Here is a 15,426-nt window from a genome sequence, read left to right as displayed (position 1 = left end):
GCACCTGACCACCCTCAGGTTCTCCCCGTCACCCATCCCGGTCGGTGCCGATCCCGGCTCAACGATTCCCCCGTCACCAGCGACCCGCTGGATCCTGCAGGCAGCGGACTGGGCCATCGACCGTCCCTGGCTGCTCGGCGTCACCGCCGGCCTGTTCTGCGTCTGGATCGCCGTCCGGAACCTCGTCGCCGGCTGGCGGCACCGGTACCACGCCACCGGTGCCCGGCTGGTGACCATCGCCCCGCCACCGGAGGTCGACGAGCACGGTGCCGCCGCCCTGTGAACGAACCGTGCCGGCATCCTCACCCCGTCGCGCCGCCGGCTGTTCTACGGCACGCCGCACGTTGTCCTGCAGTACGCCTGGACCGGCCGGCCGCTGGTCATCTCCCTGTTTGCGCCCGCTGGTATTCACCCGCCCGTCCCAGCGCGGGTGTAAGCAGACGAGTGTCGCGCTTGGTCTGCGCGGCGCGCAGGACCTGATCTTCCCGCCACGGCGCGGTCGCCCTGAACCCGCCACGATCCGGCGCCCTCGGCACCGGCCAGGCATCCGCCGCGCGCACCCCGCCGTGCCGATGGGGTGGCACCAATGCGTCGGATCACCGCCGCCGGGCCGACTGTTCCTGGGATCGTCGGTACGGCTGGCGAGTGTTGAGCAGTAGGAGCGGGCGTGGGCAAGGAGCGGGACGGTGCCGGCCGGGATCGGCCCACGACTTCTGTGAGCCCATCAGCGGAGTTTCCGCCCATGTCGGCGCAGGACATTGAGGCGCTGCGCCGGCTCGGTGACCAGTGGCGGGCCGAGGAACCGGTGCGGGCGCTACCGGTGGATCCCGAGCTTCGCCCCTCCAGGCCGGGCGCTGCCCACGCCCGAGGGTCGAACGAAGAGTTCCGGCCGGACCAACCCGGTCAGCTGACCACGACGACAGCGGCGGAACAGCCCGACACGCTCCGGGGCCGACTCGCCGTCCGGGCACGTCGGGTGCTGCTCGGGCCACCCCTGTCCAGCGCGTCCACGCTGCGGGAACGCATGCGCAAACTGATCGCGCTGCCGATCCTCTCGTCCGACCTGTTGTCGTCGGTGGCGTACGGGCCGGAGGCGATGCTGACCATTCTGGTCCTCGCCGGAGGTGCGGCCCTGGGGCTGTCCTTGCCGATCGCCGGCGCTCTGGTTGTGTTGATGATCGCGGTCGGCCTTTCGTACCGGCAGACCGTGCGCGCCTACCCGCACGGCGCGGGCTCCTACCTGGTGGCCAGCGACAGCATCGGCCCCCGGGCCGGCCTGACCGCGGCGGCCGGTCTCATCCTCGACTACGTGCTGACCGTGTCCGTGTCGGTGGCGGCCGGAATCGCCGCGATCACCTCGGCTCTGCCGGCGCTGACCCCACTGTCCGTACCTCTGTCGTTGGCGGTCATCGCCGCCCTGCTGACCGGGAACCTGCGCGGGATCCGCGTCGCGGGAAACATCTTCGCCGCCCCCACCTACCTGTTCCTGATCGTGATCGGGGGGCTGACGCTTGTCGGGCTCGCGCAGGCCGGGGCACGCGGCTTCACCGTGACCCCGACGCCACCGGTGCCCGCGACGGAGGCTCTCGGCGTGCTGCTCATCGCGCGCGCATTCGCCTCCGGCGCTACCTCGATGACCGGCATCGAGGCAGTGTCCAACGCCGTACCGGCCCTCCGCCCCACCGAGTGGCGCAACGCCCGCACCGTGCTCACCTGGATGGTCAGCCTCCTGGTCCTCCTCTTCGCGGGCCTGATGTTCCTGATCCACCTCAACGGCCTGGTCCCGCGAGCGGACGAGACCCTGCTGTCCCAACTCGCTCACCGCACCTTCCCCCACGGACCGTGGTACGTGATCGTCCAGGCAGCCACCGCGCTGGTCCTGCTGCTGGCCGCGAACACCTCGTACAACGATCTGCCTCGGTTGCTGTACTTCATGGCCCGCGACGCCTACGTCCCGCGCCGATTCCTGCACCTGGGTGAACGGCTGGCCCTCAGCAACGGCCTGGTTGCCCTCTCAGTCTCCGCCGCGGTGATCCTCACCGCGTTCGGGGGCCGCACGCAGGCCCTGATCCCGCTCTTCGCGGTCGGTGTCTTCCTGGCGTTCACGCTCTCGCAGGTCGGCATGGTGAACCACTGGCGGCGTCACCGTGAACCGGGCTGGCGGCGCAGGGCCGCGGTAAACGCGTTTGGAGCGGTGCTCTCGGCGATCGTGCTGGTGACCGCCGCAATCACCAAGTTCACCGCGGGCGCCTGGGTGGTCGTCATCGCCGTGCCGGTGCTGGTGCTGGTGTGCCTACGGATACGACGGCACTACGACCAGGTACGGCAGACGGTGTCCCTGCGCCCCGCCCCCGCGCCAACACAGGTGCCCTCCGAAAACACGAGTGAGCCGGACATGACACAAGAATTCCTACCCCAACACATACGCCACCTACTCGTCGTCCCGGTCGCCCGGTTCGACCGGACAACCCTGCGTGCTCTCGCCTACGTGGTGTCGCTCGGCCAGCCGTCACTCGCCGTGCACGTCAGCCCCGAAGATCAGGAAGCCGACCGGCTCCGCGACGAGTGGACAGCCTGGGGCGACCACATCCGGCTGGAGACCGTGGCGTCACCGCACCGTGAGATCCTCGAACCCCTGGCCCAGTACATCGCCCAACTGCACGACAGAAGTCCAGACATCACTCTCACGGTGGTCATACCCGAGGTGGTGGTGGACCATCCGTGGCAGAAGATCCTGCACACACGAATCGAGCACCGCCTCCGCAAGGCCCTGCGCCGCCTACCCCGCGTCGTCATCACCAGCATGCCCATACGCCTGTCCGAGGCCCCTCCCCAGACCGCTCGCTGACGCGGGCTCGGGCCGACCGCGTGCCCTGACTCATTTGCCGAATGGTTTCCGAGCCGGGCAGGGCCAGCATCCTCGCCGGGTCTGTGGATCTAACGGCACCTCTCTGCTGCCAACGCCTTGACACAGAGGTTCGTTACTGGACAGCGGACGGGACGTGGGATCGGGTGCTCGCGGCGGCGCAGGTTCATGACGACGGCACACCGGTGCAGTGGGCGATCAGCGTGGACTCGTCGGTCGTGCGGGCACATCAGCATGCTGCTGGCGCCCGCCAAAAAGGGGGATCTACGACCAGTGCGGCGACGCCTGGTACGCAAGGTTCTGGCCCTTGCCGCGTCCATAAGTGCGGAACAGGATCCGCTGCGGGGAGGTGTGCAGCCTCCGGCCGAAGCCAGCAGGTGATGACCACCGCCAGAATGAGACGGCCCGTCTGCTGCCCGTGGCAGCGGCGCCGTCGCGAGGGCGGTGCGCAACCGGTTGAGGTCCGGTCGCCGCAGGCGAGGGCGTCATAAAGCGTTCCGTGACCGCGGCGGTCGGCGACCCCGTCCACGCACACCCGTCGAGAACTCGATACGGCGCTGGAGGAGAGACAGGGTGTCAGATCGTCCGTGGACGGGAGGTCCATTCGTGAGTCGACTCAAACAGAACCGTCCACCGTGGTGACCGCGGTGGTGGGCGGTGGCGTCAGCGATGCCACGGCCATCGCGGCGTCCCAGAGTGACGCCGAACAGTTCGGGGTGCTGTACGACCGGTACGCCGCCCAGCTCTACCGATACGCCCACCGGCGGATCGGGCCGGAACGGGCCGAGGACGTGGTCGCCGAGACCTTCCTCGCCGCGTTCCGGCGGCGGGGGGCCTACGACCTCGCCCGCACTGACGCCCGACCGTGGTTCTTCGGCATCCTCACCAAAGAGATCGCCCGGCACCGCCGGGCCGAGGAGGCCCGCTACCGGGCCATGGGACGGGCCGGGAGCGGCGACATCGCCGACGGGTTCGCCGACCGCGTCGCCGCCTCGGTCAGCGCCCAGGCGAACCGCCGCCCGCTGGTCGACGCGCTACGCCGACTTTCTCCCGGCGACCGCGACGTGCTGCTGCTCGTCGCCTGGAGCGATCTCAGCTATGAGGAGGTCGCCGAGACCCTGAACATCAAGATCGGCACGGTGCGCTCCCGGCTGCACCGCGCCCGCCGGAAGCTGCGCGACGCGCTCGGCGACACCAACCCCGCTGACTTCCTCGAGGTGGACCGATGAACGACCTGAAGACCCTGGACGAATTCGGCAGGACGCTCGACCCGGACACGGCCGTCCCGCCGGCCCGGCTGCGACACCGCGTGCTGACCGAGGCGAGGCATCCCCACGGCCGGTTCCGGGCGCCCCGGTTCACCGCGCCCCGGTTCGGTTGGCGCATGGCCGCGGTGGGCGGGATGGCGGCGGTGCTCACCGCCGGCGTCCTGGTCACCCAGGTGGTGCCGATGGACGGCCAGGCCCCGGCGTCCAGTGCGTCGGCCGCTGAGCGGATCCTGGCCGGTGCCGCCGCCCAGGCGCAACGCCAGCCCGCCGTCACCGTGCGGGGCAACCAGTTCGTCTACATCGAGTCGATTGCCACGGCGCTGAGCCGGAACGAGGCCGAGCCCGGGCCGGGGACGACCAGACCGATGCAGCGCCAGATCTGGCTCTCCGCCGACGGCACCCGGGACGGGCTGCTCCGCGAGCGTCCGCGCGGCGGCGCCGGTGACTGGGACGAGACCCCGCTGCCCGGCTGCCGCGACGGCAAGAGTGTCGCCACCAAGTACGGAAAGACCGCCGAGGTGGAGTGCACGCCCACCCCCGGTTACCACGCGGACGTGCCGACCGACGCCGACGCCATGCTGGTGTACCTCTACGCCAAGGGAGCGGGCACCAAGAACCCGCGCGACCAACAGGCGTTCACCGCGGCCGGCGACTTGATCCGGGAGGCGTACCTGTCGCCGGCGTCGCTCGCCGCGGTCTTCACCGCGGTCGCCAAGATTCCCGGTGTACGGGTGGTCGGCGACGTCACAGACGAGGCCGGGCGGGCCGGGGTGGCGCTGGCCCTGAACGAGGTGCAGGGCTTCCGCACCGAGCTGATCTTCGACCGGCAGAGCTACGCGTACCTCGGTGAGCGGTCGGTGGTCGTCCGCGACCAGGACGGGATGAAGGCCGGACAGACGATCAACTCGGCGGCGGTGCTGACCGTCGCAGTCGTCAGCAGCGCCAGCCAACTGCCGAAGTGACCGGTACGGGGCGAGCGGGCGCACGGGGGCCCTGCCCGCCCCGTACATCGGCACTCGAAGTGCAGCTCGTCATACGGGTCGTCCATGCCCGAGCCACGCGGTGCCGGCTCACCGGCAGCGCCCACGTCAGTAATACCGAGATCAGCGCGCCGTCATGGGGCAGGCCAGCGTGCCACACGGGGGAGATATCAGGATGCTCGACCTGCGACCGTCGCCCGGCCAGGCCGCGCGGTGTTCACTGGGCTGGGTGCAGGTCGCCGGGCCGCCTTGGCGTACCGGCTGGCATGTCCCCGCGGTGGTCAGCGGGCGCGGAGGCCCTCCAGCAGGCGGGCGAGTGCGGCCCAGGTCTGCGCCAGCGCGTGCGGGCTGGTCGTCGTGGCGAGCCACAGCGCTGACTCGTTCATCGCGCCGGAGAGCAGGTGGGCTAGCGGCGTGACCGGCTGCGCCGCGATCGTCCCGTCCGCGATCAGGTCGGCGAGCGCCTCGGCGAGGTGGCGCGCGGACGCCGCCTCGTCAAGGGCCCGCCACTCGGCCCAGCCCAGCACGGCCGGCCCGTCGACCAGCATGATCTGCTGGATTTCCGGGGCGGTGCTTGCGGTGAGGAACGCCCTGCAGCCTGCCGTCAACCGCGCCCACGAGTCGTCCTGCGCCTCGGCGGCCGCGACGACCTGCTCGGCCACCTCCTGCTGTACCTGCTCGAGGACCGCCCGGAAGACGTCGGCCTTGCTGGCGAAGTGGTGGTACAGCGCGCCTTTGGTCACGCCGGCAGCGGCAACAATCTGTGAGAGGCCGACCACGCCGTACCCCAGCGTTGCGAACAGCCGCCGGCTCTCGCGCACCAGCGCTTGCCGGGTCCGCACCCGCTGTTCCGCCCGCCGCATACGCCCCTGCCCGCCGCCCGCGGCCTCCCAGCGCCGCACCCACCGTTGACATACCGATGGTACGCCAATATCGTCAGCTCAGATACCGATGGTATGTGAATGGAGTGATCATGCGGTTGACCAGCTTCTACCCGGTGATCTGCACGGCGCAGCTGAAGGAGTCGCACGCGTTCTACGCCGAGTGGTTCGGCTTCGAGACCACGTTCGAGGCGGACTGGTATGTGAGCCTGCGCCGGCTGGGCCCACTGGCGTACGAGCTCGCACTCCTGGACCACACCCATCCGACGATCCCGGACGGGTTCCGGAAGCCGGTGCGCGGGCTGCTGCTCAACTTCGAGGTGTCTGATGTGGACGCGGAGTGGCACCGTCTCGTCGTCGAGGGTGGGCTGCGAGCGGAGCTGGACCTGCGTCGTGAGGACTTCGGTCAGCGGCACTTCATCGTGGCCGACCCCAACGGCGTGCTGATCGACGTCATCACGCCGATCGAGCCCACGGGCGAATACGCCGACCGCTAGGTGCGCTCACCGGACACGCCGGGCGTCGTCCGCCCGGACGGTGTGGCGCTGTCCCACTCTCGATAGCGATCAGATTCCCCCATGGAGGTCGACGAGGACGGGTCCCCCTCCGCACACCATTCTCCTGCTGCAAGCCGGCACCTACCTCGGCGCCCGTGACCATCCCAGTCCGCCTCTGCAGCACCGCTATCTCCGTTGCGACGGCGAGGACGAACCGCCGACATTCCGGTACGACGGGCCCCTCCCCCACGACCAGTGACCTCATCAGGCGGGCAATAGGCCGGAGTGAAGGGTTGCCCTCGAACGCATATCGGCGCACACAGCCCAGCCTGGCGAACTCGATCGCGCAGTTGTGCTCGCGGGTCGACTCGGTCAAGGCCTGGCCTTTCTGCCGACGGTGGGGCACGCGCAGGCCGGTGCCGGAGTAGGCGGCGTCGGCGAACCCGCCCGGGCCCTCCGTCGGCGTGCAGCCGGCCGGTGAAGATCGCGGCGAGTCCGGACTCGCGCCAGGCCTTCGCATCGTGCATCGCTCCTGTCTGGGGTACACCGGTGAGCACGAGGGTGCCGTGGAAGGAGCCGACGACCTGGATGTTGAACCGGCACCGGTGGCGCCTTCCGGAGTACGTGCCGGAGGTGTATGGGCTATCGCCCAACGCGAGCGCCTCGGCTACGTCGTCACGATCATCCCCGCAACCGCCTGACCAGCACATCACTCACATTTTCGAGTCAACGCTTTCAGCCCTCTGCCGGTAGTCGGCCAGCGCGCGCGGCTTCCGGCATGTTAGCGGCGCGTGAGCGGAATCGTTCACCGCCGGCTAACGCGACCTCCGGATACTTACGCAGGGCAGTCTGGCGAGGAGGGTGTATGCGGGTGCTGGTGGTGGACGACGAAGAGCCGCACCCCGCTCGATGTGGCGATGGCCCGCCCGGACAGCCCGCCGCGGGTGCTGCGGCTCGGCGAGAACCTGCTCGCGGTCAACCTGCGCCACGAACGGCTGATCGACTCGCTGCTCACCCTGGCCAAGGCAGACGAGGCGGTCACCGACCGGCGGTCGGTCGACCTGGCGCAACTGGCGGGGTATGCGCTCGACGTCACCGCGAAGGCGGCCGCGGAGCAGCAGGTGCAGGTCCAGGCGCAACTCGCGGCGGCGCCGGTGGTCGGCGACCCGAACCTGCTGGAGCAGTTGATCCGCAACCTGGTCGACAACGCGGTCCGCTACAACCACCCGCACGGCTTCGTGTGGGTGCAGACCCTGGCCGAGGCCCGGCAGGCCGAGATCATCGTGACCAATACGGGCGCGCTGATCTCGCCGCACGAGGTGCCGGCGCTGTTCGAGCCGTTCCGCCGGCTCACCGACCGGGTGGGTTCGGCCAGGGGCAGCGGTCTGGCCTGTCCATCGTGCGTGCGGTCGCCCAGGCCCATGGCGGCGACGCGCTGGCCATCCCCCGTCCCGACGGCGGCCTGTCCGTGCGCGTGATCCTGCCCCGCACTGACGCCCCGCGGGCGTGAACCCACGCCCACACCCGAAGAATCAGTAAATCGATCGACTTCCGATTATGTTAGCGGGATGTGTGGAAATCTGCTCACCGCCCCATAACACCACCTCTGCTGGACTGCGTACCGAGACGGCGGGTGAACCCTTCCGGCGTCCAGCACAGGCATCGCGTACGACATTCCCGTCGGAGCGGACACGTCGCACGCGATGCGAAACCTACCTCCAAAGGAGACGTGGATGCCGATCGACGGCAGACGTGTGGGCCGGCGTTCAGGGCGTGGCATTCGGTACGCGGCAGTGGCGGCGTGCACGCCGTTGCTAGTGGCGGTGTTGACGGCGTGCGGGCCGGGACAGTCGGAGACCACCGGCGAGGCGAACTCCGGCACCGGCGGCCAGTGGGACGCGTACGACAAGCAGAAGCAGAACCTCGCGACGTGCCTGAACGAGAAGGGCCTGTCGGTCCGCTACCTCGGTCACGACAAGATGGTGGATTTCTCGGGCCTGCCGGAGGGCGAGCTGACTCCCGAACTGGTCGAGTGCTTCCAGAAGTGGCCCGCGCTGGACCCCCCGGTAAAGGACACGCTCCCCAAGCCGACCGAGGAGCAACTGCGCGAGCGCCGGGCGATCGCGGCGTGCATGCGCAACAACGGCGTGCCGGACTACCCCGATCCTGATCCCGACCCCGCCCCGGTCGACGCCGCCACCGAGAGCCGCCAGAAGCAGGAACTCAGGGGCCGGATGGCGGAACCGGCGTACAAGGCGGCGTCGGCGATCTGCAATCCCAAGAGCACCGACGGGCCGGGTGTCGGATGAGCGGCCGATGGCGCCGTGTGCTTTTCGGTGTCGTCGCCGCCGCGGTGGTCGCCGCGGCGGCGGCGATGTCCGCCGGGGCCTTCGCGGGGGGCGGGGACGACAGCCCCGTCGGCACTCCCGCGGTCGACACGGTCAAGGTGACGCGGTCCACGATCACGGCGGCCACGGTCGTCGAGGGCGAGATCGGCTACAGCCAGCCGTCGGCGGTCACGTCCAAGGCGGCCGGCACCCTGACCTGGCTCGCGGCGGCCGGCAGCACGGTTCGGCGCGGACAGCCGCTGCTGCGTGCGGACAACAACCCGATCGTGCTGCTCTACGGCGGGCTGCCGTTCTACCGGGTCCTCGCCGACGCGGTCAAAGGCCCGGACGTCGCCCAGCTCGAGGCGAACCTGGTCGCGCTGAAGTACACCGGCTTCGAGGCCGACACCTCCTACTCGGCGTCGACCGCGGCCGCCGTCAAGCGGTGGCAGAAAGACCTGGGGCTGCCCGTCACGGGCACCGTGGCGCCGACGGACGTAATCGTCGCACCCGGTCCGCTGCGGATCGCCACCCCGACGGCCCGGCTCGGGGCGCCGGCAGCCGGTGACATCCTCACCGCCAGCCCGACCACCCTCATCGTCACCGCGAAGGTGCCGGCCACCGCACCCGACCTGGCCAAGAAGGGCGCCAAGGCCACCGCCGCGCTGCCCGACGGCGCACCGGTGGAGGCGACCGTGCTCGGCGTGGTGACACCCACCGAAGGCACGCCCACGGATCCGCCGCCGGGTCAGGGGGAGCCCAAGGTGACCGTGCAGCTGGTCCTGAAAGCCACCGCCGAGCCGGAGCCCGGGCCGGTGACGGTCCACTTCGTCACCGCCGAGCACGCCGACGTGCTCGTCGTGCCGATCCAGGCGCTGCTCGCCATCGGCGAGCGTGGCTACGGCGTGGAACTGCGTGACGGCGCGACCAGCCGGGTCGTGCCCGTGGAGACGGGGCTGTTCGCGGGCGGCAAGGTCGAGATCAGCGGCGACGGCATCGCCGAGGGCGTCACAGTGGGGGTCGCGCAGTGAACGTGGTCAAGCTGACGGACGTCACCAAGACCTACCCCGGCGGGGTACGGGCCGTTCGCGGGGTCAGCCTCGACATCGCATACGGCGAGGCGGTCGCCGTCGTCGGGCGTTCCGGATCGGGCAAGTCCAGCCTCCTCAACCTGATCGGCACCCTGGACCGCCCCACCAGCGGCCAGGTCCGCATCGGCGGGCACGACGTGGCGGCCCTGTCCGACCGGCAGCTGTCCGGCCTTCGGGCCGCCACGATCGGCTTCGTCTTCCAGCAGTTCCACCTGACCCCGGGCGTCGCGGTGCGGACGGCGGTGGCCGACGGCCTGCTCTACTCGAGCGTGGCCGCCCGGGAGCGGCTGAGGCGGGCCGACGCCGCGTTGGAACGGGTCGGCCTGGGCCACCGGCTGCACCACCGTCCGCACGAGCTGTCCGGCGGTGAGCGGCAGCGGGCGGCGATCGCCCGGGCGCTGATCGGCGATCCGCCGCTGCTGCTGGCCGACGAGCCCACCGGCAACCTCGACTCCGCCTCCGGCGAGACCGTGCTGGGTTTGCTGACGGAGCTGAACGCGGCCGGCACCACCGTCGTGGTCATCACCCACGACCGGGAGTTGGCGGCACGGCTGCCGCGGCGGGTCGAGGTCTCCGACGGACTCATCGTGCGCGACGAGCGCGAACCCGGCGTGGTGCCTTTCGCCGCGCGGATCGGGGCGGCCCTGTGAGCGCCCCACCCCGCCCCGGGCGGCTGTCGCCGGGCGATGTGCTGCGGGTCGGCGCGGCCGGGCTGCGATCGCGCCGACTGCGGGTGTTCCTGTCCGCGCTCGGTATCGCGATCGGCATCGCCGCGATGATCGCCGTGGTCGGCATCTCCAGCTCCAGCCAGGCCGAACTGGACCGGCAGCTGGACGAACTGGGCACCGACCTGCTGACTGTCGAGCCGGGCAGATCGTCGGACGACAAGCCGACGCAGCTACCGGACGAGGCGATACCCATGATCGCAAGAATCGCGTCGGTGGAGGCGGTGTCGGCGGTCGGACAGCTGCCCAACGTGCACGCGTACCGCAACGAGCACGTCAACCCCGCGCAGACCGGCAGCCTCGCCGTGTACGCGGGCCGCCTCGACCTGCCGGAAACGGTCGGGCTCAGCCCGGTCAGCGGGCGGTGGCTGAGCCAGCCCACCGCCGACTTCCCCACTGCCGTGCTGGGCTGGACCGCGGCGCAGCGACTCGGCATCGACGACGCCACGGCACAGCCGCAGATCGTGCTCGGCAAGCAACGCTTCACCGTGGTGGGCGTGCTGCGGCCGGCGCCGCTGGCCGAGGAGCTGGATTGCGCCGTGCTCGTCAGCTGGTCGGCCGCGACGGCCTACCTCGGCTTCGACGGGCACGCGACGACCGTCTACACGCGTACGGCGGAGGACGCTGTGGTCACGGTGCGCAAGGTCCTTCCGCGCACCGTGAAACCGACGGCGCCCAGCGAGGTCCTGGTCTCGCGGCCGTCCGACGCGCTGGCCGCCAAGACGATCACCGAGAACACGTTCAGCGGCCTGCTGCTGGGCCTCGGCGCTGTGGCGCTCCTGGTCGGCGGGATCGGCGTCACGAACACGATGGTCATCTCGGTACTCGAACGCCGGTCGGAGATCGGCCTGCGCCGGGCGCTCGGGGCCACCCGCGGCCAGATCCTGCTGCAGTTCCTGGTGGAGTCGCTGCTGCTGTCAGCGCTCGGCGGCCTCGGCGGCATCCTGATCGGCGTCGTGCTGACCGGCGGGTACGCGGCCACGCAGGGCTGGCCGGCCGTGGTGCCGCTGTGGGCGACGGCGGGCGGGTTTGCCGCGACGCTGCTGATCGGCGCGGTCGCGGGACTTTACCCCGCCGTGCGGGCCGCCCGGCTCACGCCGACGGAAGCGCTGGCGGGCGTCTGAGCCGACCGGCCGGCGGCGTCCCGATCGGGGTCGCCGCCGGCGCGCACCGATCCCGAGGGCGGCCGCGAGGGCTGGGCGTTCGCGGGCACCGCCGCGGCGATCGCCCTGGCCGTGGCGTCGCTGTTCGCCGGCCTCTACCCGTTCGTACTCCCGTCGACCGTCGACCCGGCCGCCAACAGCCTGACCGTGGCCAACGCGTCGTCCACGCCATACACCCTGAAGATCGTGACCTGGGTGGCCCTGGTCTTCACCCCGATCGTGCTGCTCTACCAGGGCTGGACCTACTGGGTGTTCCGCAAGCGCATCGACACCCGCCACATCCCGTACGAAGTCGCTCAGCTGCCCGCACCCGGCGACCGCGCCGCCGCCGGATAACCCCGCCCGCGCCGCAGCTTGCGGCTGCTCACCGAGACACTGCCACACTGCGGGTCGACATCGGCCGCTCGGCGCTGTGGCGCTACCGCTCGCCGACGCGACCTAACCGTGCACGGCGGTCTACGTCGACCCGGAACCTGGAGCCCGCTTCCTCGGCGACCCCGACAACCCGTACCGTGCCGCCGAGGTCACGGCTGAAGCTATCGCCGCCACGATCCGCCCCGAGTTCCTCGACGAACACGGCCACCTCGCCGTTCACATACTCCACCGAGCCGTCCTCGCCGGCGGCCCGGTCCTGCGCTGACCCTCCCACCACCCGGCGCGGCCCGCCGCGACGGGGCGGGGCGGGGTCAGGGGTGGGGCGCGTCGTGGGGCTCGGGCAGTGCCGGGGCGACGATCACCGGTTCGGCGAGTGGGTGGGCGGAGCGGGGCAGGATCACTCGGACGACCAGGCCGCCGCCGGGACGGGGCACCGCCACTGCGTCGCCGCGGTGGGCCTGCGCGACCGCACGCACGATGGACAGCCCGAGGCCGCTGCCGCGCGACGAGCCGACCCGGTCGGTGAGCCGCCGGAACGGCTCGAACAGCGTGGGCACCTCGTACGACGAGATCACCGCGCCGGTGTTGCTCACCACGATCTCGGCGTGGCGGGGCCGGGCGACGGTCTGCACCCGCACCCAGCCGCCCTCGACGTTGTAACGCGTCGCGTTGTCGATCAGGTTGCGGATCATCTGCTCCAGAAGGATCGGGTCGCCCGTCACCGGCGCCGGGGCCAGCTCGCGGCCGATCTGCACGGCCAGCCGCCCGGCCAGGGCCTCGGTCGTGTCGGCGGCGATGGTCGCCAGCTCCGCGACGTCGACCTGGCGGCGCTCGGTCACCGCGTCCTCGGCGCGCGCGAGCGTCAGCAGGGCGTCGATGAGCCGTTCGTGGCGCTGGTTGACGGCGAGCAGGTTCTCGCCGAGCTGGCGCACCTGCGGCGGGCTGTCGGGGCGGGCCATCGCCACCTCGACCAGGGTGCGGTTGAGTGCGATCGGGGTCTTCAGCTCGTGGGCCGCGTTGGCGATGAATCGGCCCTGGCCCGCGAAGGCCTCGTCGAGGCGGTCGAGCATGCTGTCGAACGAGTCGGCGAGGCTCTTCACCTCGCCCGGCGGGGCGTCCAGATCGATGCGCTTGTGCAGGGTGCGCCCGGCGATCCGGTGCGCGGTCGCGGTGATCATGCTGAGCGGGCGCAGCAGCCGCCCCGACACGAACCAGCCCGCCACGGTGACCATCACCCACACCACCAGCAGCGTCAACCCGCCCTTGAACAGCAGGTTCGACTGCATCGAATCCATGATCGCCTGCTTGGAGGCGAAGCTCTGCCCGATGAACTCACCCGCGACGGCCTGTTCCTCCGGCGGGAGCACTGCGTACTTCTCCTCGTACGCGACGTTCAGGCTGTACTCCATGCTGTTGTCGACCAGGATCAGCGTCCCCGTCAGCACCGCCCCGCCCGCCATGGCAAACAGCAGGCTGAACACGACGGTCAGCCGGACCCGCAGATTGCCACGCCAGCACCCCATCAGCGGATTCGATAGCCGATGGCGGTCACCGTCTCGATCGGCTGCGGCTCGCCCAGCTTGCGGCGCAGGCCGCTGATGGTGACCCGGACGATGGTGGTGAACGGGTCCATGTGCTCGTCCCAGACCTTCTCCAGCAGCGTCTCGGCCGACACCACCACGCCCTCGGCCCGCAGCAGCTCCTCCAGGACCGCGAACTCGCGGCGGGACAGGCTCACGTAGCGGCCGTCGCGGTACGTCTCCCGGTGGTGCGGGTCGAGCCGGATCCCGGCCCGCTCCAGCACCGGCGGCGTCGCCGGGCGGGCCCGGCGGCCCAGCGCCCGCACCCGCGCCACCAGCTCGGCGAACGCGAACGGCTTGGGCAGGTAGTCGTCGGCGCCGAGGCTGAGCCCGGCGACCCGCTCGGCCACCGTCACCGACACCGTGAGCATCAGCACCCGCACGTCCAGGCCCTGCGCCACGACCTGGCGGCACACCTCGTCGCCGTGCACCCCCGGCAGGTCGCGGTCCAGGACCATCACGTCGTACGCGTTGACCGCGAGCTTCTCCAGCGCCGCCGCCCCGTCGTAGGCGATGTCGACGGCGATGGCCTCCTGCCGCAGCCCCTCGGCGACGGCGTCGGCCATCAACTCCTCGTCCTCCACGACCAGGACCCGCACCCCGCCACCTCCTCGACCGACCGGACCGACCGCTCGCCAAGTATGCACGGGCGTTGTTAGCGCAGCGTTAGTGAAATCCCTCTCGGCACCCTCACACGCCCTGCTGTTGACTACCGAACGTGACTGGAGAGCTGGCTGAGGCAGTCGTCGACCTCGCGGCGGTCCCGGGCAACGTCGAACGGATCGCCGGGGCCACGACCGCCGCGGTGATGGCCGTGGTGAAGGCGGACGGGTTCGGCCACGGCGCGCTGCCGGTGGCCCGGGCCGCGCTGGCCGGCGGCGCCGGCTGGCTCGGGGTCACCAGCGCCGCCGAGGCGCTGGAGCTGCGCTCCGCCGGGCTCACCGCGCCGGTGCTGAGCTGGCTGCACGGCCCCGACGCCGACTTCGCCGCGCTAGCCGCCGCCGACGTCGACGTGTCCGTGGCCGCCCCGGAGCTGCTCGACGCGGTCGCCGCCGCGGCCCGCGGCACCGGCCGCACCGTCCAGGTCCACCTCAAGATCGATACCGGCATGTCGCGGCACGGCGCGACCGCCGACGCCTGGCCGGAGCTGGTCGCCTGGGCCCGCAAGTACGAGCGGGAGGGCGTGCTGGCCGTGCGCGGCGTGTGGTCGCACCTGGCCACCGCCGACTCCTCGCCGTACGGCGTGACCGCGCAGACGGCCGCGTTCGCCGAGGCGGTGGCCTACGCCCGCGACGCCGGGCTGGACCCGGAGCTGCTGCACCTGGCCAACTCGGCCGCCGCCTTCACCGCCCCGCAGACCCACTCCGCGCCGCTCGTCATCGCGATCATGTCCAGCAAAGCGGCCGAAGACGCCAAATACCATCAGGCCCTCCTTGCTGAAGCCGCCGCACATGTAGTAGCCACTCTCACGTGAGCGCGGATGGTGACTGCTGGCTGAAGCCATGAAGCAGCGGCGCAGTTGGGCCTCAGCCCAACTGCCAGCCGAGGTGCGACAGCACTACTTTGCGGCCTGCGCGGTACCGGCTCACCGGCAGCGCCCACGTCAGTGATACCGACATCAGTGCACCGGCTGCGCAATGGAGCAGGCCGGCGTGCCACACGGGGGAGATATT

At 71.1% G+C, this 15,426-nt stretch carries 14 protein-coding genes and 4 pseudogenes; 13 read left to right on the top strand and 5 right to left on the bottom strand.

Features of this window, described 5'->3' with window-relative positions; translation table 11 throughout:
* Positions 1-4: 4 nt before the first annotated feature.
* The 3 genes and pseudogenes from ABZV00_RS26225 to ABZV00_RS26215 form a co-directional block, all read left to right on the top strand.
* Positions 5-610 (top strand): annotated as a pseudogene (locus tag ABZV00_RS26225) (type VI secretion protein); the annotation flags it as partial.
* A 132-nt stretch (positions 611-742) separates the two neighbouring features.
* Positions 743-2,848: an APC family permease gene (locus ABZV00_RS26220; RefSeq protein ID WP_355610512.1), complete on the top strand. Its 2,106-nt coding sequence runs from the start codon at positions 743-745 to the stop codon at positions 2,846-2,848.
* Positions 2,849-2,985: 137 nt separating this feature from the next.
* Positions 2,986-3,156, top strand: a pseudogene (locus ABZV00_RS26215) (IS5/IS1182 family transposase); the annotation flags it as partial.
* 4 nt (positions 3,157-3,160) lie between these two features.
* Here ABZV00_RS26215 and ABZV00_RS26210 read toward each other — a convergent pair.
* Positions 3,161-3,377: pseudogene (locus ABZV00_RS26210) on the bottom strand (transposase); the annotation flags it as partial.
* Positions 3,378-3,504: 127 nt separating this feature from the next.
* Here ABZV00_RS26210 and ABZV00_RS26205 point away from each other — a divergent pair.
* Positions 3,505-4,095, top strand: coding sequence for an RNA polymerase sigma factor (locus ABZV00_RS26205; RefSeq protein ID WP_355610510.1), 591 nt, complete (start codon positions 3,505-3,507; stop codon positions 4,093-4,095).
* Positions 4,092-5,096, top strand: a complete 1,005-nt coding sequence (locus ABZV00_RS26200; protein ID WP_355610508.1) for a CU044_5270 family protein — start codon at positions 4,092-4,094, stop codon at positions 5,094-5,096. Before ABZV00_RS26205 ends, ABZV00_RS26200 begins: the two co-directional genes overlap by 4 nt.
* A 299-nt stretch (positions 5,097-5,395) precedes the next feature.
* Here the strand turns inward: ABZV00_RS26200 and ABZV00_RS26195 are convergent, their stop codons facing one another.
* On the bottom strand, positions 5,396-5,956 hold the full coding sequence (locus tag ABZV00_RS26195; RefSeq protein ID WP_355610506.1) for a helix-turn-helix domain-containing protein: 561 nt from the start codon (positions 5,954-5,956) through the stop codon (positions 5,396-5,398).
* A gap of 131 nt (positions 5,957-6,087) precedes the next feature.
* Between ABZV00_RS26195 and ABZV00_RS26190 the strand changes: the two genes are divergently transcribed.
* The 7 genes and pseudogenes from ABZV00_RS26190 to ABZV00_RS26160 all read left to right on the top strand — a co-directional run.
* On the top strand, positions 6,088-6,492 hold the full coding sequence (locus ABZV00_RS26190; protein WP_355610504.1) for a VOC family protein: 405 nt from the start codon (positions 6,088-6,090) through the stop codon (positions 6,490-6,492).
* A 917-nt stretch (positions 6,493-7,409) separates the two neighbouring features.
* Positions 7,410-7,970: a HAMP domain-containing sensor histidine kinase gene (locus ABZV00_RS26185; protein ID WP_355610502.1), complete on the top strand. Its 561-nt coding sequence runs from the start codon at positions 7,410-7,412 to the stop codon at positions 7,968-7,970.
* A 255-nt stretch (positions 7,971-8,225) separates the two neighbouring features.
* Positions 8,226-8,801 (top strand): hypothetical protein, encoded by a 576-nt coding sequence (locus tag ABZV00_RS26180; RefSeq protein WP_355610500.1) that lies wholly within the window; start codon positions 8,226-8,228, stop codon positions 8,799-8,801.
* Positions 8,798-9,850 (top strand): peptidoglycan-binding domain-containing protein, encoded by a 1,053-nt coding sequence (locus ABZV00_RS26175; protein ID WP_355610498.1) that lies wholly within the window; start codon positions 8,798-8,800, stop codon positions 9,848-9,850. Before ABZV00_RS26180 ends, ABZV00_RS26175 begins: the two co-directional genes overlap by 4 nt.
* Positions 9,851-9,852: 2 nt before the next feature.
* The gene (locus tag ABZV00_RS26170) at positions 9,853-10,560 is read left to right on the top strand and encodes an ABC transporter ATP-binding protein (RefSeq protein ID WP_355610562.1); all 708 of its coding nucleotides are present in this window, start codon (positions 9,853-9,855) and stop codon (positions 10,558-10,560) included.
* Complete coding sequence (locus ABZV00_RS26165) at positions 10,557-11,759, top strand: ABC transporter permease (RefSeq protein WP_355610496.1); 1,203 nt, start codon at positions 10,557-10,559, stop codon at positions 11,757-11,759. Before ABZV00_RS26170 ends, ABZV00_RS26165 begins: the two co-directional genes overlap by 4 nt.
* Positions 11,760-11,822: 63 nt before the next feature.
* A pseudogene (locus ABZV00_RS26160) lies at positions 11,823-12,134 on the top strand (cytochrome d ubiquinol oxidase subunit II); the annotation flags it as partial.
* A gap of 82 nt (positions 12,135-12,216) precedes the next feature.
* Here ABZV00_RS26160 and ABZV00_RS26155 read toward each other — a convergent pair.
* The 3 genes from ABZV00_RS26155 to ABZV00_RS26145 all read right to left on the bottom strand — a co-directional run bounded on the left by ABZV00_RS26155 (position 12,217) and on the right by ABZV00_RS26145 (position 14,352).
* The gene (locus tag ABZV00_RS26155; protein WP_355610494.1) at positions 12,217-12,402 is read right to left on the bottom strand and encodes a hypothetical protein; all 186 of its coding nucleotides are present in this window, start codon (positions 12,400-12,402) and stop codon (positions 12,217-12,219) included.
* An 82-nt stretch (positions 12,403-12,484) separates the two neighbouring features.
* Complete coding sequence (locus tag ABZV00_RS26150) at positions 12,485-13,696, bottom strand: ATP-binding protein (RefSeq protein WP_355610492.1); 1,212 nt, start codon at positions 13,694-13,696, stop codon at positions 12,485-12,487.
* The gene (locus ABZV00_RS26145) at positions 13,696-14,352 is read right to left on the bottom strand and encodes a response regulator transcription factor (RefSeq protein ID WP_355610490.1); all 657 of its coding nucleotides are present in this window, start codon (positions 14,350-14,352) and stop codon (positions 13,696-13,698) included. Before ABZV00_RS26145 ends, ABZV00_RS26150 begins: the two co-directional genes overlap by 1 nt.
* Before the next feature lie 119 nt (positions 14,353-14,471).
* Here ABZV00_RS26145 and ABZV00_RS26140 point away from each other — a divergent pair, with 119 nt between their 5' ends.
* Positions 14,472-15,227: an alanine racemase gene (locus tag ABZV00_RS26140; protein WP_355610488.1), complete on the top strand. Its 756-nt coding sequence runs from the start codon at positions 14,472-14,474 to the stop codon at positions 15,225-15,227.
* Positions 15,228-15,426 lie beyond the last annotated feature (199 nt).

Source organism: Micromonospora sp. NPDC005173, from assembly GCF_040608515.1.
Taxonomy (GTDB): Bacteria; Actinomycetota; Actinomycetes; order Mycobacteriales; family Micromonosporaceae; genus Micromonospora.
Note: the sequence above shows the minus strand (reverse complement) of the source record. Positions and strands in the feature narration are given on the sequence as shown.